This is a genomic window from Nocardiopsis tropica, assembly GCF_042660575.1.
Lineage (GTDB): Bacteria > Actinomycetota > Actinomycetes > Streptosporangiales > Streptosporangiaceae > Nocardiopsis > Nocardiopsis tropica.
The window spans coordinates 133051-156404 of the sequence record NZ_JBHSUF010000014.1 but is presented as its reverse complement, the minus strand read 5'-3'; the positions used below and the strand labels follow the sequence as shown (position 1 = coordinate 156404).

At 72.6% G+C, this 23354-nt stretch carries 19 protein-coding genes; 15 read left to right on the top strand and 4 right to left on the bottom strand.

The annotated features are described in order from the left end of the window. Nucleotides 1–42: 42 nt before the first annotated feature. A complete protein-coding gene (locus tag ACFQBR_RS22790) occupies nt 43–999 on the bottom strand; it encodes a D-2-hydroxyacid dehydrogenase (protein WP_344180920.1) in 957 nt (318 codons plus the stop codon). Between the two features lie 79 nt (nt 1000–1078). Between ACFQBR_RS22790 and ACFQBR_RS22785 the strand changes: the two genes are divergently transcribed. The 8 genes from ACFQBR_RS22785 (at nt 1079) to ACFQBR_RS22750 (ending at nt 11216) form a co-directional block, all read left to right on the top strand. Further along, a complete protein-coding gene (locus ACFQBR_RS22785; RefSeq protein ID WP_344180918.1) occupies nt 1079–1840 on the top strand; it encodes a FadR/GntR family transcriptional regulator in 762 nt (253 codons plus the stop codon). Nucleotides 1841–1943: 103 nt separating this feature from the next. Beyond that, nucleotides 1944–2774 (top strand): hydroxypyruvate isomerase family protein, encoded by an 831-nt coding sequence (locus tag ACFQBR_RS22780; RefSeq protein ID WP_344180916.1) that lies wholly within the window; start codon nt 1944–1946, stop codon nt 2772–2774. Nucleotides 2775–2805: 31 nt separating this feature from the next. Next, entirely contained in the window at nt 2806–3756 is a 951-nt protein-coding gene (locus tag ACFQBR_RS22775; protein ID WP_344180914.1) for a 2-hydroxy-3-oxopropionate reductase, read from the top strand. Nucleotides 3757–3897: 141 nt separating this feature from the next. Continuing rightward, nucleotides 3898–6024 carry an alpha-amylase family protein gene (locus ACFQBR_RS22770; RefSeq protein ID WP_344180912.1) on the top strand — a complete coding sequence of 709 codons (2127 nt, stop codon included), beginning with the start codon at nt 3898–3900 and terminating at the stop codon, nt 6022–6024. Next, the gene (locus ACFQBR_RS22765) at nt 6021–8018 is read left to right on the top strand and encodes an alpha-amylase family protein (protein ID WP_344180910.1); all 1998 of its coding nucleotides are present in this window, start codon (nt 6021–6023) and stop codon (nt 8016–8018) included. Before ACFQBR_RS22770 ends, ACFQBR_RS22765 begins: the two co-directional genes overlap by 4 nt. Nucleotides 8019–8148: 130 nt before the next feature. Beyond that, on the top strand, nt 8149–9432 hold the full coding sequence (locus ACFQBR_RS22760) for an ABC transporter substrate-binding protein (RefSeq protein WP_344180908.1): 1284 nt from the start codon (nt 8149–8151) through the stop codon (nt 9430–9432). Between the two features lie 3 nt (nt 9433–9435). Then, nucleotides 9436–10341, top strand: a complete 906-nt coding sequence (locus tag ACFQBR_RS22755) for a carbohydrate ABC transporter permease (protein WP_344180906.1) — start codon at nt 9436–9438, stop codon at nt 10339–10341. Then, nucleotides 10341–11216 (top strand): carbohydrate ABC transporter permease, encoded by an 876-nt coding sequence (locus tag ACFQBR_RS22750; protein ID WP_344180904.1) that lies wholly within the window; start codon nt 10341–10343, stop codon nt 11214–11216. The genes ACFQBR_RS22755 and ACFQBR_RS22750 overlap by 1 nt, the downstream gene beginning before the upstream one ends. A 55-nt stretch (nt 11217–11271) precedes the next feature. Here the strand turns inward: ACFQBR_RS22750 and ACFQBR_RS22745 are convergent, their stop codons facing one another. Further along, on the bottom strand, nt 11272–11967 hold the full coding sequence (locus tag ACFQBR_RS22745; protein ID WP_344180902.1) for a GntR family transcriptional regulator: 696 nt from the start codon (nt 11965–11967) through the stop codon (nt 11272–11274). Between the two features lie 340 nt (nt 11968–12307). Here ACFQBR_RS22745 and ACFQBR_RS22740 point away from each other — a divergent pair, with 340 nt between their 5' ends. From ACFQBR_RS22740 to ACFQBR_RS22730, 3 genes are all read left to right on the top strand, one after another. Continuing rightward, nucleotides 12308–13234, top strand: coding sequence for a cation diffusion facilitator family transporter (locus tag ACFQBR_RS22740; protein ID WP_344180900.1), 927 nt, complete (start codon nt 12308–12310; stop codon nt 13232–13234). 189 nt (nt 13235–13423) lie between these two features. Then, nucleotides 13424–14206 carry an SDR family NAD(P)-dependent oxidoreductase gene (locus tag ACFQBR_RS22735; protein ID WP_344180898.1) on the top strand — a complete coding sequence of 261 codons (783 nt, stop codon included), beginning with the start codon at nt 13424–13426 and terminating at the stop codon, nt 14204–14206. Between the two features lie 127 nt (nt 14207–14333). Beyond that, nucleotides 14334–15344 carry an STM4015 family protein gene (locus ACFQBR_RS22730; protein ID WP_344180896.1) on the top strand — a complete coding sequence of 337 codons (1011 nt, stop codon included), beginning with the start codon at nt 14334–14336 and terminating at the stop codon, nt 15342–15344. Between the two features lie 81 nt (nt 15345–15425). On the opposite strand, the gene ACFQBR_RS22725 is transcribed toward ACFQBR_RS22730, so the two are convergent. Continuing rightward, complete coding sequence (locus tag ACFQBR_RS22725; RefSeq protein ID WP_378554352.1) at nt 15426–18245, bottom strand: helix-turn-helix transcriptional regulator; 2820 nt, start codon at nt 18243–18245, stop codon at nt 15426–15428. A gap of 184 nt (nt 18246–18429) precedes the next feature. Here ACFQBR_RS22725 and ACFQBR_RS22720 point away from each other — a divergent pair, with 184 nt between their 5' ends. Continuing rightward, nucleotides 18430–19344 (top strand): MBL fold metallo-hydrolase, encoded by a 915-nt coding sequence (locus tag ACFQBR_RS22720; protein WP_344177726.1) that lies wholly within the window; start codon nt 18430–18432, stop codon nt 19342–19344. Nucleotides 19345–19365: 21 nt separating this feature from the next. After that, nucleotides 19366–20862, top strand: coding sequence for a carboxylesterase/lipase family protein (locus ACFQBR_RS22715; RefSeq protein ID WP_344177724.1), 1497 nt, complete (start codon nt 19366–19368; stop codon nt 20860–20862). A gap of 124 nt (nt 20863–20986) precedes the next feature. Here the strand turns inward: ACFQBR_RS22715 and ACFQBR_RS22710 are convergent, their stop codons facing one another. Continuing rightward, nucleotides 20987–21610 carry an isochorismatase family protein gene (locus tag ACFQBR_RS22710; protein ID WP_344177722.1) on the bottom strand — a complete coding sequence of 208 codons (624 nt, stop codon included), beginning with the start codon at nt 21608–21610 and terminating at the stop codon, nt 20987–20989. Nucleotides 21611–21764: 154 nt separating this feature from the next. Here ACFQBR_RS22710 and ACFQBR_RS22705 point away from each other — a divergent pair, with 154 nt between their 5' ends. Further along, the gene (locus tag ACFQBR_RS22705) at nt 21765–22718 is read left to right on the top strand and encodes a GlxA family transcriptional regulator (RefSeq protein ID WP_344177720.1); all 954 of its coding nucleotides are present in this window, start codon (nt 21765–21767) and stop codon (nt 22716–22718) included. A gap of 125 nt (nt 22719–22843) precedes the next feature. After that, complete coding sequence (locus ACFQBR_RS22700; RefSeq protein WP_344177718.1) at nt 22844–23299, top strand: HIT family protein; 456 nt, start codon at nt 22844–22846, stop codon at nt 23297–23299. Nucleotides 23300–23354: the final 55 nt, after the last annotated feature.

Below are 23354 nucleotides of genomic sequence, written 5' to 3'. Positions count from 1 at the left end.
GTGGAGCGGCGTCATGGCCGGGAGTGGGGGAGAGGGGCGGGGTCAGTAGCCGGCGGACTTGTCGACGACGTTCGCCAGCGGCCGGCCCTGGACGTGGCGCTCCAGGTTGTCGACGAAGATGTCCACCCCGCGGCGCCGCGTCGCGGCGGTCGTCGCTCCGTTGTGCGGGGTGACGACGACGTTGGGAAGGTCCCAGAAGGGGCTGGTCTCCGGGAGCGGTTCCTCGGCGTGGGCGTCGAGCCCGGCGCCGGCGATCCATCCCTCGGAGAGGGCCCGCAACAGGGCCCGGTCGTCCACGATCCCGCCGCGCGAGACCACGACGAGGAACGCGGACCCCTTCATCGCCCTGAGCTCGGCCTCGCCGACCAGGTGCTCGGTGGCCGGAGTGTCGGGGACCGTGACCACCACGAAGTCGGACTCGCCCAGCATCCGGTGCAGGTCCTGCGGGGCGAAGACGGCGTCCACGCCGGGGGAGGGCCGGTCGGTCCGCCGCCGTACCCCCACCACCCGCATGTGGAAGGCCGCGGCCTTGGCGGCCAGGTCGAGACCGGAGCGCCCCAGGCCGATGATCCCGCAGGTGAGGCCGTTGAGCTCGCCGTGCTCGAAGCGCTCCCATCGACGGTCGGCCTGGGCCCGGGCCCATCGGGCGGCGTCGCGGTTCAACATCAGCATCAGCATCATCGCGTGTTCGGCCAGGGGTATCGCGCCGTTGCCCGCGGAGGAGGTGAGGGTCGCCGGGTGCCCGCCCATCCCGCCCGCGAGGTCGGCGTTGACGCCCGCCGCCCAGCTGTGGACCCAGCGCACGGCGGACGCCGCTGCCAGTTCCTCCCCGCTGAGGGTCCCGGCGACGACGGTCGCCGAGGCCAGGAGGTCGGGGCGCTCCCCTGGCCTTTCCACGAACTCCACCGGGGCGCCCGCCGCGGCCGCGCGGATCCGCGCCTTCTCACCGGGATCGAACCGCCCGCTCACGAGTACTGGTCCGTACTCGGGCACGCACATCACGTCCTTCGCTCGCTCTGGTAATTTTGGCCGAGATTGGTCCGACCGGTCCGGTGAGTATAGGGAAGGTGTGTGTCAGATGCCACAGGAGGGGCGTCCGGTCTTCCGGGCCGTGGAGCGGTCCAAGGTCTACTCCTCGGTCGCCGACCAGATCCTCGCCGGGGTGCGGTCGGGTGCTTTTCCCCCCGGATCACCGCTGCCCTCCGAGCGCGTGCTGGCCGAGACGTTCGAGGTCGGACGCGGTTCGGTCCGCGAGGCCATCCGCGTCCTGGAGCACGCGGGGGTGCTCGACGTGCGGGTGGGCAGCGGTACCTACGTGGTGGGCGACGGGGGTTCCGAGGCGAACGTCCTGCGGGCCCGCGCCGCGGTCGCCGGGGAGCACAGCCCGTTGGACCTCATCGTCGCCAGGGCCTCGCTCGAACCGGTGTGCGCCGAGCACGCGGCGACCGCGCGGACCTCCAACGACCTGCGGGTGCTGGAGGACCTGGTGCTCGAGCAGGAGCGCGTGGTCCGCGCTGGGGAGGACCCGTCCGCGGTCGACGCCGACTTCCACCTGGCGGTGGCGGCGGCCTCGCACAACAGCGTGCTCCTCGCCCTGGAGCGGACCCTGGTCGGGCTCATGCGCGAGCGCATGTGGAGCGAGCTCAAGGACCGCTCCCGCCGCAGGGAGAACCAGGCGGAGCACTACCTCGAACACCACCGGCAGGTCCTGCGCGCCATCGAACGGCGCGACCACCGCCGGGCGCGGCAGCTGATGGCCGTGCACATGAGCGAGATCGAGACGGGTCTGCTGGGCGAGCTGGGCTCCTCGCAGGACGAGGGGCGTGCGGAGCGCCCCTGAGCGCTTGACACGGCGTGCGGTGCCCGCTTAGCTTCGCCATCGGTCAGGTGGTCGGACCAGTTGCCCCGGTCCGGCCCGTAACGACGCCCGAGGGGAAAGCACCGTGCAGACACCGCGCTACGCCGTGAACTGTTCCATCATGATGAAGGACCGGCCGCCCGAGCAGAGGCTCGAGGCGGTCCGGGAGGCCGGCTTCGAGGCGGTCGAGTTCTGGTGGCCCTTCGCCGGGCCGACGCCTCCGGAGCACGAGGTCGAGGGCTTCGTCGACACCGTCCGCGCTTCGGGACTGAGCCTGGTCGGACTCAACCTCTACGCCGGTGACATGCCCGGCGGCGACCGGGGCGTGGTCTCCTGGCCCGACCACGCCGACGAACTGCGGGCCCACACGGCGGTGGTGCGCCGTATCGCGGAGGCCCTGGGCTGCCGGTCGTTCAACGCCCTGTACGGCAACCGCCGCACCGACGTCCCCGACGACGAGCAGGACGCCGCCGCCGTCCGCGCCCTGGGGGAGGCCGCGGGCGCGCTCGCCGAGATCGGTGGCACGATCCTCGTCGAGCCGGTCAGCGGAGCCCCGGACTACCCGCTGCTCACGGCGGACGAGGCGGTGGCGGTGATCGACCGTGTCGGCGAGGAGACGGGCGCGGACAATCTCGGCCTCCTCCTGGATGTGTACCACCTGGCCGTCAACGGCGACGACGTCCCGGCCGCCCTCGCCCGCCACCGGGACCGGGTGAGCCATGTCCAGCTGGCCGACGCGCCCGGCAGGGGCGCCCCCGGGACGGGCGGGCTCCCGCTGGGCGACTGGGTGCTCGACCTCGCCGGCGGCGGTTACGGCGGATGGGTCGCCCTGGAGCACGCGGGCGGGGGACCCTCCCCCTTCGCCTGGACGCGCTCCTGCGACCTGCCCGGTCTCCCCGGGGGCACTGAGGCGTGAGGCCCGGCCCCGGCCGGAGCACAGCATTCCGGTGGGCCGGACGGCTCGCCGGCACCGACGAAACGACCCAGGAGCTTGTGCAGTGAGTGTACGAACGATCGCGTTCATCGGCCTCGGCGTCATGGGAGCCCCCATGGCGGCCAACCTCGTCCGCGCCGGATTCGACGTGGTGGGGTACAACCGCAGCGCCGGGAAGAGGGAGGCGCTGGTGGACGCCGGCGGGCGCGCCGCGCCCTCGGTGGCCGAGGCGGTGGCGGGGGCCGACGCCGTCGTCACGATGCTGCCCGACTCGCCGGACGTGGAAGCCGTGGTCCTCGGCGAGGACGGGGCCCTGGCGCACATGCGGCCCGGTGCGCTGCTCATCGACATGAGCACCATCCGGCCCGACGTGGCCCGTTCCCTGGCAGAGGCGGGGGAGGCCAGGGGGGTGCCGGTCCTGGACGCGCCCGTCAGCGGGGGAGAGCAGGGGGCCGTCGAGGCGAAGCTCTCGATCATGGTCGGGGGCGAGCCGGAGGCCTTCGCCCTGGCGGAGCCCGTGCTGGACGCGCTCGGCGCGACGGTGGTCCACGTCGGGGCGGCCGGCGCCGGCCAGACCGTCAAGGCCTCCAACCAGCTGATCGTCGCGGGGGTGATCGAACTCGTCTCCGAGGCGCTGGTCTTCCTCGACGCGCACGGCGTCGACCGGGAGCGCGCGGTACGCGTGCTCGCGGGCGGACTGGCGGGGAGCACGGTCCTGGACCGCAAGGCCGCGTCCATGCTCGCGCGCGACTTCGCACCGGGGTTCAGGGTCGACCTGCACCACAAGGACCTGGGGATCGTGACGGCCGCGGCGCGCGAGGCCGGCGTGACGATCCCCCTCGGAGCGCTGACGGCGACCCTGATGGGTGCGCTGAGCGCCCAGGGCCACGGATCTCTCGACCACTCCGCCCTGTTGTTGCAGGTGGAGAAGTTGTCCGGGCGTGAGGCGGAGGCCTCCGCCTGATCCGTCCACCCTCTCGACCACATTGTCAGTCTTGAAATCTTGACTGACAATGTGCCTATACTGGCTGCCGCCGTCGCGGAGCACCACCGGCGCGGAAGACGCCGGGCCCGCGGCGGCCACGCCGACGAGAGGACCAGCCACATGGCACAGGATGTGACGGAGAGCGGGCCCCGGACCGCGGCCGGCGCGCCACGCACGTCCGACTGGCACCTGGGCGCGACACGGTGGACACAGCTCACGCTGACGGAGAACGACCCCGGACGCTTCGACCCCGGCTTCTGGATCGACGTCATGCGCGAGACCAGGTCCAACGCGGCCTGCATCAGCGCCGGCGGCTACGTCGCGTTCTACCCGACCGACATCCCGTACCACTACCGCAGCGCCCACCTCGGTGACACCGACCCCTTCGGCACCCTCGTCGACGGGGCCCGCAGCCTCGACATGCACGTCATGGCGCGGGTGGACCCCCACGCCGTCCACGCCGACGCCGCACGCGCGCACCCCGAGTGGCTGGCGCGCACCGCCGACGGTCGGCCGGTGGAGCACTGGGGCTACCCCGACATCTGGCTGACCTGTCCGTTCGGTCCCTACAACCGCGAGTTCATCACCGAGGTGGCCCGGGAGATCGTCATCCGGTACGACGTGGACGCCGTGTTCGCCAACCGCTGGCAGGGCCACGGCATCTCCTACAGCGAAGCGGCACTGCGCAGCTTCCGCGACGAGACCGGGTTCGACCTGCCGCGCCGCGAGGGCGACTCCTCCGACCCCGCCTGGCGCGCGTACGTGGTGTGGCGCCGGCGCAAGCTGAGCGAACTGGTGAGCCTGTGGGACCGGGCCGTGCGCGACATCCGCCCGCACGCCCGGTTCATCCCCAACCTGGGCAGCATCGCCGCCCGCGACCTCGACCGCGACATGCTGGCCAGGCACTTCCCCTTCTTCCTCATCGACAAGCAGGGCCGCTCCGGGGTCGAGGCGCCCTGGTCGGCCGGCCGCAACGGCAAGCGGAGCAGGGCGGTGTTCCGGGACAGGCCGGTCGGCCTCATCACCTCCATCGGGCCCGAGGACCACCAGCACCGCTGGAAGGACTCGGTGTCGCCGGGCGCCGAGACCACCATGTGGATCGTCGACGGCTTCGCCCAGGGAGCCTTCCCCTGGTTCACCAAGTTCAACGGCATGGTCCCCGACCGCCGCTGGGTACGGCCCGTCGCCGACGCCTTCGCGCTCCACGAGCTGCTCGAGCCCGAACTGGCGGCCCGTGCGGTCACGGCGGACGTGGCGCTCCTGGAGACGGGCTCGGGCCCCGCGGGGACCGGGACGCGCGCCCACGAGGACGGCTTCTACCACGCCCTGGTCGAGGCCCGCATCCCCTTCGAGATCGTCGCGGAGCCGAACCTGACGGTGGAGGAGCTCCACCGGTTCAAGGTGCTCGTCCTCCCCGACGCGGAGCGGCTGAGCCAGGAGCAGTGCCGGACCGTCCAGGCGTTCGCCGAGTCCGGGGGGAGCGTCGTCGCCGCCCACAGGTCCTCCCTGGACGACGAGTACGGCACCCCCCGCGCCAACTTCGGACTCGCCGACGTCTTCGGCGCCGACCTGAGCATGCCCGTGCGCGGCCCCGTGAAGAACAACTACATCGCGCTCACCGGGGACCACCCCACCAACGCCGGGTTCGACGGCGCGGAGCGCATCATCGGGGGGACCGAGCTCGTCGGGGTGACCGCCCGCGCCGGGACCGAGGTGCCCTTCCGCTTCGTGCCCGACTACCCCGACCTGCCGATGGAGGAGGTCTATCCGAGGGAGGAGCCCGGCAGCCCCGCACTCATCGCCCGGGAGCTCCCCGGCGGAGGGCGCTCGGTCTACGTCCCCTTCAACCTCGGGGCCCTGTTCTGGGAGGCGCTCCAGCCCGACCACGGAACCCTCGTCGCCAACGCCGTCCGCTGGGCACTCGGCGCACCGGAGCGGGTCCGGGTGCGGGGGCGCGGCCTGGTCGACCTCGCGGTGTGGGAGAACCCCGAGTCGGTCGCCGTGGTCATCGTGAACCTCACCAACCCCATGGCACTCAAGGGGCCCATGCGGGAGATCCTCCCGCTCCCTCCGCAGGAGGTCTCGATCGCCCTGCCCGAGGGTGCGGTCGGTGCGCGCGCCCGGCTCCTCGTCGCGGGCGCCGATGTCCCGGTCCGCCTCCGGGAGGGCCGAGCCGAGATCACCGTCGACACCGCCGACCTCCTGGAGACCGTCCTGTTCACCTGGATCGGGGGTGAGGGGGCATGACGGGACACGACCTCTGGTGGCAGCGGCCGTTCCAGATGTTCCAGACGAACCTGAGGGAGATCGACGCCGGCCTGGACGTCGGCAGGGTCCTCGACTACCTGGAGGGGTTCGGCGCGAGCGCCTGGCTCCTCAGCGTCGGCGGCATCGTCTCCAACCACCCCACGGACCTGGACTTCCAGACCCGCAACCCAGTGCTGGCCGAACGCCCGTCCGGCGACCTGGTCGGTGACGCGGTGGCGGCCGCGGGGGAGCGGGGGATACGTGTCCTGGCCCGGATGGACTTCTCCAAGGTCGACCACCGCCGCGCCGAACGCCACCCGGAGTGGTGCTTCACCGGCGCCGACGGCGCACAGCAGGTGTACAACGGCCTGACCAGTGTGTGCCCGAGCGGGGACTACTACCAGCACCGCCTCTTCGACGTGGTCGACGAGGTGCTGGACCGGTACGCCGTCGACGGTTTCTTCTTCAACTGGATGTCGTTCAACGAGGTCGACTACAGCGGGGTCCACCGGGGCACCTGCCACTGCCTCCCCTGCCGGCGGGCCTTCGCCGACTTCGCCCCCGGCGCCGAGCTGCCCGCAGGGCCGCACTCCCCGACCTACCCCGTGTGGAAGAGGTTCACGGCGACCGTGCTCGACGAGCTGACCGCCCGCGTGCGCGCCCACGTCAGCGCGCGCCGCCCGGAGGCGCCGCTCATCCTCGGGGATCGCGCCGACATCGTCTTCCACGAGGCCAACAACGCCGTCGGCCGTCCCCTGTGGCACCACCGGACCGCCGAACACGTCAGCGCGGCCAGGACGTATCGACCGCGTGTTCCGGTGCTCACCAACGCCGTGGGCTTCGTCGACATGCCCTACCGCCTGGCAGGGGAGGAGCCCCACCACTTCGCCCAGTACCTGGTCCAGGCCGTCTCGCGCGGCGCCAACCCCTCCACCTACATCATGGGCACCCCCGACGACGTCACCTACGAGTGCCTCGGCGTAGCCGGCGAGATGACCCGTTTCCACCGCGACCACGGCGAGGTCTACCGCGACCTCGCACCGGCCGCCCGCGCCCTCCTGGTGCGGCCGGATCCGCTGAAGCTCTCCCCCGCGCGGCTGGAGGAGGCCACGCACGAGTTCCGGGGGCTGTACACGGCGCTCCTCGAAAGGCACATCCCGTTCGACGTCCTGCCGGAGCCGCGCCTTCCGGACGTCGGCGACCAGGGCCGCCTGGGCGACTACGGCCTGGTCGTCCTCCCCGACCTCGGGCCGCTGGAACCCGAGGGGGTCGGGGCCCTGGACCGCTTCGTCGCCGGAGGGGGAGGCGTGCTCGCCACGGGCGGGAGCGGGTTCGAGGGAGACGCCTTCCAGGTGGAGGGCTCCCCGGTGCTACGCCGGACGGCCGTCCGGGACACCGTCGAGTCCGTGCGCTCGCTCCACCTGCGCCGGCCCGGCCGGGAGGACGCGCGACGCGGGGGCGACCTCCCCGTCCTGGGCGCCTTCCACGTGGTCGAGCCCCTGCCGGACGCGGGGACGGACCTGCCGATGCTGTCCCGCGCCCCCTACGGCCCTCCCGAGAAGTGCCACGGCCACCTGGCCCTCGACCTGCCCGGCGCACTGTGGCGCGACCACGGACGGGGACGGATCGCCGTCCTGCCCTGGACGCCGGGCCGCGCGTACCGGCAGGCGGGCCTGAGCGGGCACAGGGACGTGTTCGTCGAAACGGCGCTGCGCACGGCGAGGGGGCCCGTCCAGGTCGACACCGACCTCCCCGAGCAGGTCGAGGTGGTCCTGGGCGCCTCGGCGGCCGGGGGAGTGGTCCACCTGATCAACCACTCGGGCGATGTGCCCCAAGGGTTCCGGACGCCCCTGCCGGTGGAGGGACGCCGTCTGAGGGTGCCGTGGTGGCCGGAGCAGCCGTCGTTCGCCCTGCGTGCCGACACCGGACTGGCAGGGGACGGCGAGGTCGTACTGCCCCGTATCGACCTCTTCGAGGTGCTGGTCAGGCCTTGACCCATCAAGGCCCGGTAACATTGTAAAACAAGTATTCATGGATTATTGACAGACCAGATCCGGGTCGGAAACATGTCCTATGAGGCTGCACACGCACCTGTGTGACTTCCCCCGCAGCGAAGGGAATGTGATGAGAGACTTCGATCGGCGCGCTTTTCTCGCGTTGACCGGCCTGGGCGCGATGGGGGCGTCCACGCTCCTGTCCGGCTGCGGTGGCAGCGGTTCCGGTTCCGCGCTCCGCTATGCCTGGTGGGGGAACACCGTCCGCCAGCAGACCTACACCCGGGCACTGGAGGAGTTCCAGGAGGCCAACCCCGAGATCACGGTCGATCCGGAGTTCGCGGAGTACACCGCCTTCCAGGAGCGCATGACCACGCAGATGGCGGCCCGCAACGTCGCCGACATCTTCTGGATCGCCTCCCCCCAGGTCATGACGTACGAGGCGAACGGGCTGTACCGCAGGCTCGACGACATCCCCACCCTGGACCTGTCCGACTACGGCGATGAGGACATCGCGTCCTTCTCCCTGGGCGGCGAGCTCGTCACCATGCCCCACGGCGTCTTCGTCCCCGTCGTCCGCCACAACGAGACCTTCCTGGAGGAGGAGGGGGCGGAGATGCCGGGGGAGGACTGGACGTGGGACGACCTCGCCGAGTTCCTCGTGGACTACAGCGCCAACAACGCGGCGGGCCGCAAGGGGGCGAGCTACACCCCCGACCAGGACATGGGCTTCGAGGCCTGGCTGCGCCAGCGCGACCAGGACCTGTGGACCGAGGACGGCGACGTCGGCTTCGACGCCGAGGCGCTCGGCGACTGGTTCGAGTGGTGGCGCAAGCTCCTCGACGAGGGGGCGGTCCTGAGCCTGGGCGAGCAGGAGGGCATGCAGCCCGACTTCTCCACGGTCGGGGACAGCGTCCTGCTCAACTTCGGCAGCTCCAACCACATCATCGACGAAGCCACGATGTTCCCCGACTGGAAGTACCGGCTCCGGTCCGTGCCGGTCGTCGACGGCGCGGCCGACGGCCACCGCTTCCTCTACTACCCCCGCCTGGCCGTCTACCAGGGCATCGGCGACGACAAGGTCGAGGCGGCCGGGCGGCTCATCGACTTCAGCGTCAACAACGCGGACTTCCTGCGGACCGTGGGCCTCACCATGGGAGCTCCCCCCAACCCCCGCGTCCTCGCCGAGTCCTACGAGTTCGCCTCGGAGGACGAGACGGAGATGCTGACCGTGGTGGAGGCGGAGCGGGCCGAGGAGCGGCGGCCGCGGTACGAGGCTCCCCCCGGGACGGGCACCTGGCGGGAGGCGCTGTCCAGGGCGTCGGAGAACGTCGCCCTGGGCAACGGTGCCGTCTCGGAGGTGGCGGAGTCGCTCATCGACGAGATCCGGTCCGGCATCGACCAGGGGGCGTAGGGCGTGGCCCCCTCAGTGAAGCGCCGTCCCGCCGCCAGGCAGCAGGGGCGTGCCGCCTACGTCTTCCTCACCCCCTGGCTGCTGGGCCTGTGCCTGGTGACGGCCGTCCCGCTCGGAGCCTCCCTCTACCTGGCCTTCACCGACTACAACATCCTCAGCACACCGAACTTCACCGGGCTTGCCAACTTCGAGCGCATGTTCGGCGACGAGCGGTTCTGGGCGTCCACATCCGTCACCGCACGGTACGTGCTCGTCTCGGTCCCGCTCCAGCTGATGTTCGCGCTCCTCCTCGCGGTCCTGCTGGACCGCGGAGTGCGGGGGCTCGCGTTCTACCGCGGCGCCTTCTACCTTCCCTCGCTCCTGGGGGCGAGCGTCGCGATCGCCGTCCTCTGGCGGGAGGTGTTCGGACACCACGGCCTGGTCAACGACTTCCTCGCGCTGATCGGGATCGAGGGGCAGAGCTGGCTCCAGAACCCGTCCACGGCGCTCTCGACCCTCATCGTGCTCAACGTGTGGACCTTCGGATCGCCGATGGTCATCTTCCTCGCCGGCCTGCGGCAGATCCCCGAGGAGTACTACGAGGCGGCCCGCGTGGACGGGGCCTCGCGTGTGCGGCAGTTCTGGCACATCACCGTCCCGATCCTCACACCGATCATCTTCTTCAACCTCATCCTGCAGACCATCGGCGCCTTCCAGACCTTCACCCAGGCACACGTGATCAGCGGCGGTACCGGCGGCCCGGTCGACTCCACCCTCTTCTACACGCTCTACGTCTACCAACAGGGCTTCAAGGCCTTCGACATGGGCTACGCCTCCGCGCTGGCCTGGGTCCTGCTGCTGGTCATCGGCGCCGTGACCGCGGTCCACTTCTTCCTGTCCAAGTACTGGGTCTTCTACGGAGACGACTGATGATCGACGCCGCACCGGTCGCGGGCGCGCGCGGCTCCCGGAGCCGCCGACGCACGCGGAGCGCCATGCTCAAGCACGGCGCCCTGCTGCTCTTCCTGATCGTGATGATCTACCCGCTGGTCTGGATGATCGTCAGCGCCTTCAAGCCCGCGCACCTCATCCTGACCGAACCGGGGCTCGTCCCCACCGAGGTCACCTTCGAGAACTTCCGGGAGGGCTGGCACGCCCTCAACCGCCCCTTCTCGGTGTTCTTCCTCAACTCCCTCGTCGTGACCGTGGGATCGATCCTCGGCAACCTCTTCTCCTGCTCACTCGCGGCCTACGCGCTCGCCAGGCTGGAGTTCAGGTCGCGCCGCCTCTTCTTCGGGATCACTCTCGTCTCGGTCATGCTGCCGATGCACGTGCTGATCATCCCGCAGTACATCTTCTTCGCCCAGCTGGGATGGGTGGACACCTACCTGCCGCTGCTGATCCCCAAGCTGCTCGCCACCGACGCGTTCTTCATCTTCCTGATGGTGCAGTTCATCAGGGGCATCCCGCGCGACCTCGACCGCGCCGCGGCGATCGACGGGGCGGGCCCCTTCCGGATCTTCTGGCACGTGGTCTTCCCGCTCATGCGCCCGGCCCTGGTGACGACGACCATCTTCACGTTCATCTGGACGTGGAACGACTTCTTCACGCCGCTCATCTACCTGACGTCGACGGACATGTACACCGTGCCGGTCGCGCTCAGCGCGATGGTGAGCTCGGAGAGCCAGCAGGGGATCGGGATGCTGTTCGCGATGTCCCTGGTCTCCCTGCTGCCGGTCATCCTGTTCTTCGTCTTCGCGCAGCGCTACCTGATCCGCGGCATGGTCACCAGCGGCCTCAAGTAGGAGGGACGGAAGAGCCGGTCCGGCGCGCCCGGGCCGGCTCCGTCCCGTCGGCGTACTACTCGCCCCCGACCTCGGCCGCCTCCTGCGCACCGGTCTCCAGCCCTGCCAGGAGGCGGTCGCGCGCGTGGTCGAGGTGCTCGGACAGGCGCAGGCGCGCCGTGTCGGGATCCCGGGCCTCGATGCCGGCGAGGATGGTGGCGTGCTCGTGGGCCACGGTGGAGCCCTGCGTGGCCCGGTGCGCCTGGAAGCGGCCCATGGTCAGGTGCACCTCCCCCATGATCAGCTCGTGCATCCGGCTCAGCCGCTCGCTGCCGGCGCCGGACACCAGCGCGGTGTGGAAGGCGATGTCCGCGTCGACCTGCCGCTCGAAGTTGCCGTCCCGGGCCGCGGCCTCGATGAGCACCTGGGCCTCCGCCGCCTCGGCGGGAACCGCCCCCTCGGCCGCCAGTACGGTGACCGCCGCGCTCTCGACGGTGCCCCGGCTGAAGAAGAGGTCGTGGATCTCGTCCGCGTGGAAGTCGGGGACGACCGCCGTCTTGTGGGCGGAACGGCGGAGCAGGCCGAGCACCGTGAGCCGTTCGAGGCACGCCTTGGCGGTCGGGCGCGCTACGTCGTACTCACTGGCGATGCGGTGCTCGGTGAGCTTCTCACCGGCGGCGATCTCTCCGTTGACGATGCGGCGACGCAGTGATTGGTAGAGCGCGTCGGTCAGGGACGAGGGTGCGAGGGTGAAGTTGGCCTGTCGATTCACGTACTCATCGTGCCACAGCCGAGTCCCTGACACATACATCTGTAAGACCAGTACACCGGTAGAACAGCTGGTCGCGGCCCCGAGGATGTGCGTGTGACCCCCCGCACAGTTCCGTGCCTTCCCGACCGGTCCCGTCCCCCGGCCGCATCCGCCCCGGGGGACCGGGAGCACAGGCCGGGGAGAGCCCGGTCCGACACGGCAGCGGGGTGCTTGCACGTGCACCGCCCGCCACGGAACCTGGGAAGGTCCGGGGCAAGCCCCGGACACCGCGCCCCGGGAGGCCGGCGGTGCGACCGCCGCGGCCCGGCCGGCGGTCCGCAGCTGACGAGGAGGCGACGCGGTGAGCACCGAGGACAGCACGAAGGCCGTGGTCATGGCGCTGGCGGCCAATCTCGGGATCGCCGTGACCAAGTTCGTGGCCTATCTCCTGACGGCGTCCTCGGCCATGCTCGCGGAGTCGGTGCACTCGGTGGCCGACTCCGGAAACCAGATCCTGCTGCTCATCGGCGGACGGCGGGCGGTGCGCACCGCCACGCCGGAGCACCCCTTCGGCTTCGGCCACGAGCGCTACGTCTACGCCTTCCTCGTGGCGATCGTGCTGTTCACCCTCGGCGGGCTGTTCGCCCTGTACGAGGCATGGGAGAAGATCCGCGACCCCCACCCGATCACCTCCTGGCAGTGGGTGCCCATCGTGGTGCTGCTGGTGGCCGCCGTCATGGAGGCGACGGCGCTGCGCACCGCGCTGCGCCAGTCCAGGTCGGCGCGCGCCCGGGTGGGGTGGTTCGGGTTCATCCGCCGCACCAAGTCCCCCGAGCTGCCGGTGATCCTGCTGGAGGACACCGGCGCCCTCATCGGCCTGGCCTTCGCCCTGGTCGGGGTCGGTCTGACCCTGATCACCGGCAACGGCGTCTGGGACGGCCTGGGTTCGGGGGCCATCGGTCTGCTGCTCGTGGTGTTCGCCGTGCTCCTGGCCGTGGAGGTCAAGAGCCTGCTCATCGGGGAGTCCGCCAGCGAGGAGAACATCCGCCTCATCCGCGGGGCCATCCTGGACTGCGCGGACATCGACGCCGTCATCCACATGCGCACGATGCACCTGGGGCCCGAGGAACTACTGGTCGCGGCCAAGGTCGCCGTGGACGCCGAGGACGACGCCCGACGGGTCACCCGCGCGATCGACGAGGCCGAGCGCAGGATCCGCGAGGCCGTGCCCATCGCCAAGATCATCTACATCGAACCCGACCTGCTGCGCCCCCGCTCCCCGGGCTGAGGCGGCCGCGGAGCCCCCGGAGGCCGGGCCCGCGGGGCAGCGCCCGGACAAACGGGTTGCGGCTGCGGGCGGGTGGGGCAACCCTGGGCGTACCGGCCCCCGCAGCGGGTCGGGCCGCAGCCGGGACGCGGGGTGTGGGCACGCCGGCCTCCGCACCGGGCCGACCGACGAACCACCGAAGGGGCAACGATGATCGACACCCGCCTCGCCGGACAGACCGTCCTGGTCACCGGCGGATCCGGGAACATCGGCGCGGCGATCAGCCGCGCGTTCGCCGCCCAGGGGGCGCGCGTGGCGGTCCACCACCTCGACCGCGACCCTCCGGCGCCGGCCGGGGCCGAGTGGGCCCACGTCACCCCCGCCGCGGGGACCGCGGACGAGCTCGCGGAGGAACTCGGCAACGGCTCCTTCGCCGTCGGCGCCGACCTGTCCGAGCCGGACGGGCCCGTCCGGCTCGTGCGCGAGGTCGCGGACCGGGCCGGGCCGATCAACGTCCTGGTCAACAACGCCGCCCACTGCGAGACGCCGGACACCGTCGACACCCTGACCCACGCGTCCCTGGAGCGCCACTACCGGGTGAACGCCGTGGCCCCAGCGGTCCTCACCGCCGAGGCGGCACGGCTGCGCCGCGGGGGCGAGCCGCTGTGCATCGTCAACATCACCACCGACGCCGCGCGGGCCTTCCCCGGCCAGACCGGCTACGGGACGTCCAAGGGCGCGCTGGAGGCGCTGACCAGGTCCACCGCGCTGGACCTGGCGGCGCGCGGCATCCGGGTGAACGCCGTCGCCCCGGGGCCCGTCCAGACCGGCTGGATGGACGAGGAGCTCGTCGCCCGGGCGGGGGAGGCCGTGCCGATGGGCAGGGTCGGAGAACCGGACGACATCGCCGACGCCGTGGTCTACCTGGCCTCCCACCAAGCCCGATGGGTCACCGGACAGGTCCTGCAGGTCGCCGGGGGGCACGCGCTGTGACCGTGCCGGGGAGCGGGGGTGCGCTTCGGACCGCCCCGCACCGGAAGGCTCCCGACCCCCGTCTGTCCTCCGGAACTGCTAGGCATGGGGGACATTTCACCCCCTGAAGCCTGAGAAGAGAGCCCCCATGTCCGACCTCACCGAGTTCGCGGGCCTGCCCGTGGTCGAGTTCCCCGCCAGCGGTACGTGGGAGGAGCGGCTCGCCCGCATCCGGGCGCAGGGCGGCGACCCGCACGACCCCGCCGCCACTGCCTGGCGGCTGCGGACCAGCGCGGGCGTGCGGACACCCCCCGAGGACGAGTGCGCCGACTACCTCGCCCGGTTCCTGTCCGAGGTGGACACCGAGCAGCTGACGGCACTGGTCGTCGGCGAATGGTCCTATGCCGCCGACGGAGGCCTGTACCAGGCCGCGGACCTGTTGGTCGAGCACGCCGACGCGCTGCCGAACCTGCGCTCGGTCTTCTTCGGCGACATCACCTTCGAGGAGTGCGAGCTCTCCTGGATCTCCCAGCCCGACCTGGCGCCGCTCGTGGCCGCCTTCCCCCGGCTGGAGGCGCTGACGGTGAAGGGCGCCGACGGCATGGAGGGCCGGCTCGGGCTGCACGTGCCCTCGCACGCCTCGCTGCGTTCCCTCACCCTGCAGAGCGGTGGTCTGCCCGGCCGGGTCGTGCGCGAGGTGGCGTCCTCGGGGCTGCCCGCGCTGGAGCACCTGGAGCTGTGGCTGGGGATGGAGGACTACGGCGGCAGCACCTCCCCGCAGGACCTGGCGCCGGTGCTCTCGGGAGAGGCGTTCCCCCGGCTGCGGTACCTGGGGGTGCGCAACGCCGAGAAGTGGGCCGAGTGGGTCCCGGTGCTCGCCGAGGCCCCCGTCCTCGCGGGCCTGGAGGTCCTCGACCTGTCCCTGGGCATCCTCACGGACAAGGGCGCACAGGAGCTCGTCGACCGGGCCGGGGCCTTCTCCGGTCTGCGCCGGCTCGACCTGCACCACCACTTCCTGGGCGAGGAGACGGTGGAGCGGGTGAGGGCCGCGTTCGCCGGATCCGGGGTCGAGCTCGACCTGGACGCCGGCAGGGACGACGATGACGAGGAGTACGACGAGGACGAGGAGCCCTACTACTACACCGCGGCGTCCGAGTAGCCGGAACGCCCACGGCCGGGGCCGGACCGACCACCGGCGGCCCCGGCCGAACACGGTTCCCCGCGCCGCCACATCCCGCCGCTACCCGGTGGCGGGGCTCCGGCGGTCCCGGTGTCCGACCGCCGCGGGCGCGCCCCCGACGAGGTCGCGCAGCTGGGACCGGGCGGTGACGCCCAGCTTGGGGAAGCTGCGGTACAGGTGCGAGCCCACCGTGCGCGGGGAGAGGAAGAGCTTCTCGCCGATCTCGCGGTTGGTCAGCCCCCGGGAGGCGAGCCTGACGATCTGCTGCTGTTGCGGGCTGAGTTCGGCGAGCGCGTCCGGGGCGGCGTCCACGACGTCGAGGCCGGCGGCGCGCGCCTCGGCCCGGGCGCGCTCGATCCACGGCCGTGCGCCCAGACGGCGGAAGACCTCCAGGGCCTCGGCGAGCGGCGCCCGGGCCTCCGCGATGCGCCGTCGGCGCCGCAGCCGTTCGGCGAGGTCGAGCAGGGCCTGCGCCCGCTCGAAGGGCCAGTGCTCCAGGACCGGGTCCGCCAGGGCCGCCCGCAGGTGCGGTTCGGCGTCCTCGGGGTCCGCCAGCAAACCCCGGGCCCGGTCGACCAGCGCGCGCAGACGGGGTGAGGCGCCCTTCGCGAGCAGGTGTGCGCAACGCTCGACGATCGCGGCGGCCTCCTCGCGGTGACCGCTGCGCACGGCGGCCGCGGCCAGGTCGGCGAGGGCCGGGTGGGAGGCGTGGTAGTGCACCGGCCCGCCGTCCGCGGTGAAGACCGCGCGGAGGTGGCCGTAGGCGGTCCCGTACGCGCCTTCGACGGCCGCCGCGGCCCCGAGCGCACGGCGTGCGTAGACGCCGACCGAGCGGCTTTCCAGCGGGTCCACCAGGGCGAGTGCCTCCTCGGCCCGGCCGCGGGCCGCGACCGCGTCACCCTGGTGGGCCAGCACGACGGCGTCCACGGCGGCCGCGCAGGCCACGGCGTGGTCGAGGCCGACCAGCCGGCCGACCGCCGTGGTGCGGGCGCAGGCCTCCCGGGCCTGGTCCCACCTCCCCCGGTCCACATAGGCCCAGGCGACGGCGCCGCCAAGCCCCTCCGGCAGTGTTCCCCGCACCTGCCAGCGGTCGAACGCCTCGTCGAAGGCGCGGACGGCCCGCGGGGTCTCGTCCAGGAGCCACGCCATGATCCCGACGGCGGTGAGCCGCTCCGGCCGGTCCCGCGCCTCGGCGGCCAGCCGCGGGAGCAGGGGGAGGACCTCGTCCCTGGCGGCGGAGGGGGCCGACACGGTCCTCACCCAGGTGCGCAGGAAGGCGTCCGCGGCCCCCTCGGGAAGGCGCCCCAGGAGGTCGTGGAGGCGGTGGTGCTGGGCGTCCTCCCCGGAGTAGAAGCGCACCACGGCGGCCTCGGCGAGAAGGTCCAGGGCGGCGGCGGGCCGGGAGGCCGCCGAGCCCCCGGCGGCGTCGGCCAGCCGGGAGAAGACCGCGGTGTGGCGCCCGGTCAGGACCGCCAGCCGTCCGGCCTGCACGGCGACGGACGCCAGCAGCGACGCGTCGTCCGTGCGCGCGCGTGCCGCGGCGGCCAGTTCCTCGACCCGGGCGAGGTCCCCGGTGAACACGGCCGCCGAAGCGGCCCCGACCAGCAGTCGGGCGCCGTCCTCGCGCCGCGGCGCCAGCTCCGCGGCGCGCTGGAGGGCCTCGGCCGCCGCCGCGTGGCCGCCGCGCCGGCGGGCCCGGTCGGCGGTCCGCTCCAGCTCCGCCGACACGGCCGCGTCCGGGCGCGTGCAGGCGGCGGCCAGGTGCCAGGCGCGCCGGTCCGGTTCGTCCCGCAGCAGTCCGGCGAGCGCGAGGTGGGCCTCGCGCCGTGCCTCCGGGGGCGCGGCGTGGTACACCGCGGACCGCACGAGCGGGTGGCCGAACCGGGGGACCGGGCCGGTCCGCCGGACGAGCCCGGCCTCCTCCGCGGGCGGCCAGACGGCGTCCCCGGCGCCGGGCAGCCCGGCCGCGGCGGCGACGTCGGAGTCGGAGCTGTCCATGGCGGCCAGGAGCAGCAGGGCCCGCCCCGTCGCAGCGGGAAGGCCGTCCAGGCGCGCGGCGAAGACCCGCTCCAGGCGGCCGGTGAGCGGGAGCGGGCCCGCGTCGGTCGGCCCCGCGGCCGTGTCGCGGGCGGCGGCCGACCTCGCCAGTTCCACCAGCGCCAGCGGGTTGCCGGCGGCCTGCTCGGTGATCCGCGCCCTGGTGCGTCCGGTGGGAGCCGCCGGCTGCAGGTCCAGGAGCCGGCCTGCCGCGGCGCCGTCGAGCGGGCCCAGGGTGAGCGTGGGCACGTGGCGGTCGAACCCCGGGAGGCGGTGGCCCTCGCGGGCCGCGACCAGCACGGTGACCGGTTCCCCCGCCAGCCGCCTGGTGGCGAAGGCCAGGGCGTCCAGGGAGGCGCGGTCGAACCACTGCGCGTCGTCCAGTGCCACGAGCACGGGCTGCCGCTCGCCCACGGCCGACAGCAGGCCCAGGACGGCGATCCCCAGCAGGAGGGGGTCGGGCGCTCCCTCGCGAGCGACGGCGGGCCCCGCGCCGAAGGCCTCCCGCAGCGCGGCGCGCTGCCCGTCCGGCAGTGCGTCCACCTCGTCGTGCAGCGGCCGCAGCAGCTGGTGCAGGGAGGAGAACGCCAGCCCGGACTCCGACTCGCTCCCCGCGGCGCGCAGCACGCGCGCGCCGTCGGCCCCGGCCCGCCGCGCCGCGCGGTCCAGGAGCGCGCTCTTGCCCGTGCCCGCGTCCCCGAGCAGCACCACCACCGGGTCCGCCGCCCCCGGCTCCACCGCACGCAGGAGGCGTGCCCACTCCGCTTCCCGGCCGACGAGCGGCCCCCCGGCCTCCGGTTCCGGCCCGGCGGCCGCGCCGACGCCGCCTGTGTGCTCACCCACGGAAGTCCCCCGCAAACATGGCTCTTCGACCCGGTGCCGTCCTGCCCCGGCCCAGGCAGGCTACAAGCAGCCCGGCCCCGCGCCCGGAAGGGCCCTGCGCAGGTGCAGTCACGTGACGGATACCGGACCCGCCCGGGCCGCCCGTACGGTTCCCCAGAACCCGCCGAACACACGAGGACGCCCCATGGAACAGATCACGCTCGGAAACGTCACCATCGACCGGGTCCGGGAATACTACGGAACCGTCGACATGACGACCGACGCCTTCTTCCCGGAGACCCCGAAGGAGGCATGGAACGACGGTGCCTCCTGGCTGGACCCGCATTTCCTGGATTCCGGGACCAATACCGTGAATTCCGCGATCCAGACCTGGCTGTTGCGCAGCGAGGGCAGGACCATCCTCGTCGACACCGGTGTGGGCAACCACAAGGAGCGCCCGTACTCGCCGGTCTGGAGCCGCCTCGAAACAGACTTCCTCGCCAATCTCGCGCGCGCCGGCGTCGAGCCCGAGGACGTGGACATCGTGATCAACACGCACCTGCACGTCGACCACGTCGGCTGGAACACCTACCTGGACGGGCGGAACTGGGTACCCACGTTTCCCAACGCCACCTATCTCATGCCCAAGGACGACTTCGACTTCTGGAACCCCGAGAACGGCCACGAGCCGAACCTCGGCCGGGGCAACCAGAACGTCTTCGAGGACAGCGTGGCCCCGGTCCACCGGGCCGGCCGGACGCTGCTGTGGGAGAACAGCCACCGGATCGACGCCGGCCTGAGCCTGGAGGCGGCTCCCGGGCACACCCCCGGCTCCTCCGTGCTGACCCTCACCTCCGGAACGGACCGCGCGGTGTTCGTCGGCGACATGCTGCACAGCCCGGTCCAGATCCTCGAACCCGACTCCAACAGCTGCTTCTGCGAGGACCCCGCGGGCGCCCGCGCCACCCGCCGCAAGGTCCTGGGCTGGGCGGCCGACAACAACGCGCTCGTCATCCCCGCGCACCTGGGCGGCCACGGCGCCGCCGAGGTGTCGCGCGCGGGGGACAAGTTCGCCATCAAGGGCTGGGCCCCCTTCGCCCCGTACACCGAGCAGGGCTGAGGCCCGCGGAAAGGCATCACCATGAACCACCACACCGGACCCGTCGTCACCACCGCCCGGGGCGCGGTCCGCGGCCTGCGCCGGGGCGACACCGACGCCTACCTGAACATCCCCTACGCGGCGCCGCCCCGCGGCGCCGGCCGCTTCGCCCCGCCCCGGCCGCACGAACCCTGGGACGGCATCCGGGACGCCACCGCGCCGGGCCCCAACGCGCCCCAGGCCGAGCGCAGGCTCGGCAGCGTGGACATGTCCCCCTACTTCGGAACCGGCTGGAGCCGGGGCGAGGACTACCTCACCGTCAACGTCTGGACGCCCGCCGGAGGCGGCGACGGCCTGCCCGTCATGGTGTTCGTCCACGGCGGCGGGTTCGTCGCCGGCTCGACGCGGTCCGCGCTCTACGACGGCTCGGCCTTCGCCCGCGACGGCGTCGTCCTCGTCACCCTCAACTACCGGCTCGGCATCGCCGGGTTCCTGGACCTGCCCGGGGCGCCCGCCAACCGCGGCCTGCTCGACGTCGTCGCCGCGCTGCGCTGGGTCCGCGAGAACATCGCCGCCTTCGGCGGCGACCCGCGCAACGTCACCCTCTTCGGCCAGTCGGCCGGGGCGACCGTCGTCGGCGGCGTCCTCGCCTCCCCCGGGGCCGTGGGCCTCCTGCGCCGGGCGATCGTCCAGAGCGGCAGCGGCCTGGGCGCGTTCACGCCCGAGCAGGCCGCCCGCGTCACCGAGGCGGCGGCACGGGACCTGGGGGTCGAGCCCCACGCAGACGCCTTCGCCGGCCTTTCCGACGACCGCCTGGTCGAGGCCTCCTCCCGGCTCTCGGGCATCGACCTGCGGACCGGGACGCACCGCGACCCGCTGATCGGGCTCAGCCCCTTCAGCCTGGTCCTCGACACCCAGCCCGCCACGTCCCTCGCCGCCGGCCCCGGCGCCGACGCCGACCTGCTCATCGGGACCAACACCGAGGAGGGCAACCTCTACCTGGTCCCCGTGGACCGGTACTCCGCCTCGACCGCCGAGGACGTCGACGGCGCCGCGGCGCTCTCCCACCCGGACCCCGCCCGCCTCGTCGCGGCCTACCGCACGTCACGCCCCAGGGCGTCCTTCGGTGAGCTGCGCTCCGCGATCATGGGCGACGCGCTGTTCGGTGCGGGCACCCGGGCCCTGGCCGACGCCCACGCCGCCCTGCCCCGGCCCGCCACCTACGGCTACGAGTTCGCCTGGCGCTCACGCGCCCTGGACGGACAGCTCGGCGCCGCCCACGGGGTGGAGCTGCCCTTCGTCTTCGACCTGGCCCACCTCTCCCGGCTGCGGGGTCCGGCCGCCCTGCTCGGCCCCGAGGAGCCGCCCGCCCGTCTCGCCGCTCGCATGCACGGGGCCTGGGTCCGGTTCGCCGGGACCGGCGACCCCGGATGGGACCGGTACGACGACGGGGACCGGGTCACCATGCGCATCGACGCCGAGTGGTCCCGCGTGGAGGACCCCCGCGGCCGGGAGCTGGAGGCCTGGACGACCGTGTGACGTGCCGTCCCACCGGTTCCGTCCGCCCGCCCGCCGGGTGACGGAACCGGTGGGGGCCGCCGCGCCCGCCTTCGTCGGACCCTGTGGGTGAGAGCCTCCCGGGACCCCTGCCGGTCGGCAGGGATCACCGGTCCCGGCCGGCGGCGGCCGACTCGACGAGATTGCTCTTGGGCAGTCCGGCTCCGGAGGCCACGGCCCGCACCCACTCGTCGGTCGTCGCCACGGCGGCGAAGTTCGAGTTGAGCATCGCCATCAGGGTCTCGTGCACGGTCTTCGCGCGAACCGAACCGGCCGCGTTGGCGATGTCGACGGCGCCGGTCGCGTCGGAGAGCACCTCCGCCCGGATCCCGCGGGCCTCCGCCTCCACGGAGGAGGCGAGGATGCAGTTGTTCGTCATGTATCCGACCAGCGTGACGGTGTCGATGCCCCGGTCGCGCAGCCAGTCCTCCAGGTCGGTGCCGGCGAAGACCGAACCGTGCTGCTTGACCAGGGGCTTCCACGCGTCGCTGCGGCGCTCCTCGACGGCGGGGTGGAGCTCGTAGGTCGGCAGCGTCGGGTTGAACACGGGGGATCGGTCCCCGGCCGAGTGCTGGACCACGACCACCGGGATCCCGGCTCCGGCGGCGGCGTCGATCGCGTTCGCGACCTTCAGCACGGACTCCTCACGCGGCGGGTACTGAATCGGCAGCAGGCCGGTGAAGTACTCCTGCTGGACGTCGACAACCACCAGTGCACGCGACTGCGCCATGGGTTCCTCCTCGGGTCGGTGGCGGCGCTCCTGGCCACCGCGGGCATCCTCGCCCGCGTGCAGCGCCGCTGGAACAAGCCTGGCGAACGCGGAGAACGGCCACCAGTGGCACGAGTGCAATCCTTCGATGCATGCGTGCCATAGTGTGGGGATCATGCGGATCGCTGTCTATGCGTTCGACGACGTCACGATGTTCCACCTGTCCACGCCGACCCTCGTCTTCGACGAAGTCGCCCGGCAGGGGTGCGCCGACTGGTCGTCGACGTTGTTCTCCGAGGCGAGGGGGCATGTACGCACGGCGGAGGGGTACCAGCTCGGCGGGCTCGCGGACCTCACCGCCCTCGAGGACGCCGACGCGGTGGTGATCCCCTCGTGGCACACGGACTTCCGGAGGCCGAGCCCGGCCCTGGTCGCCGCGCTCCGCCGCGCGCACGAGCGGGGAGCGACCGTGGTCGGCCTCTGCCTGGGGTCGATCGCCGTGGCGGACGCCGGTCTGCTGGACGGGCGGGCGGCGGTCACGCACTGGAAGGCGTTCGAGACCTTTCGTACGCGGCACCCGGGTGTGGCCCTGGACAAGACCGTGCTGTACATCGACCACGGTGACGTCCTCACCTCCGCCGGCACCGCCGCGGGCCTGGACGCCTGCCTCCACCTGGTCCGGACCCGACTCGGATCGCACACCGCAGGCCAGGTCGCCAAGGAACTCGTCGTGGCCCCCCACCGCGGCGGTGGCCAGGCGCAGTACATCGACGGCCCCCGCCCTTCGCGGACCACCGCCGAACCGATCTCCAGGGTCCTCGAATGGGCGCTCGAACACCTCGCCGAACCGATCGACGTCGACACCCTCGCCGGCGTCGCCCGTATGAGCAGGCGCACCTTCATCCGCGCCTTCACCGCCACCAACGGCACGACCCCGGCCGCCTGGCTCCGTGAACAACGCCTCAACGAAACCCGCCGGCTTCTGGAGACCACCGACCTGCCGATCGAACAGGCCGCCGCCAGGTGCGGACTGCACAACGCGGCCACGTTCCGGAAGCACTTCCGGACCTCCTTCGGGATGACACCCTCGGAGTACCGCCGCGACTACAGCACCCGGCACGGCGACTGACCCGGCACGGCCGGGAACGCGGGGCCGTGACCCCTGTGTCCGTTCGACCCCACCGCTATCGTGGCGATCGGACCAGAGCCGATCGAGGCTGCCTCAGAAGGACGCGACGGAGAGCCTGACGCACGATGACCGACCCGTACGATCCCCAGAACGTCTTCGCGAAGATCATCCGCGGCGAGGCGCCCGCCTACACGATCCATGAGGACGACGAGGTCCTCGCCTTCCTCGACGTGTTCCCCCAGTCCTACGGTCACGCCCTCGTGATCCCGAAGACCGGGCAGCCCCGGACCCTCCTGGACGCCACACCGGCACAACTCGCCACGCTCATCCAGAAGGTGCAGCGGGTCGCGCGGGCGATCGCCGACGAGCTCGAACCCGACGGCATCCAGATCATCCAGTTCAACGAGGCCGCGGCCGGGCAGACCGTGTTCCATCTGCACTTCCACGTCATTCCCCGATACGAGGGCGAGACCCTCGAACTCCACGCCGCCGTCCGGGCGGACGACAGCCGGCTCGAAGCGCTCCAGCGGCGGCTGCGGGACCGGATGGACGCGGGACCGCAGGCTCCGTCCGCCTCCTGAGCGGCTTCGGAGGGCCGGTCCTTCTCCCTCCTCGCACGCGTGACGCCGGTGCGGC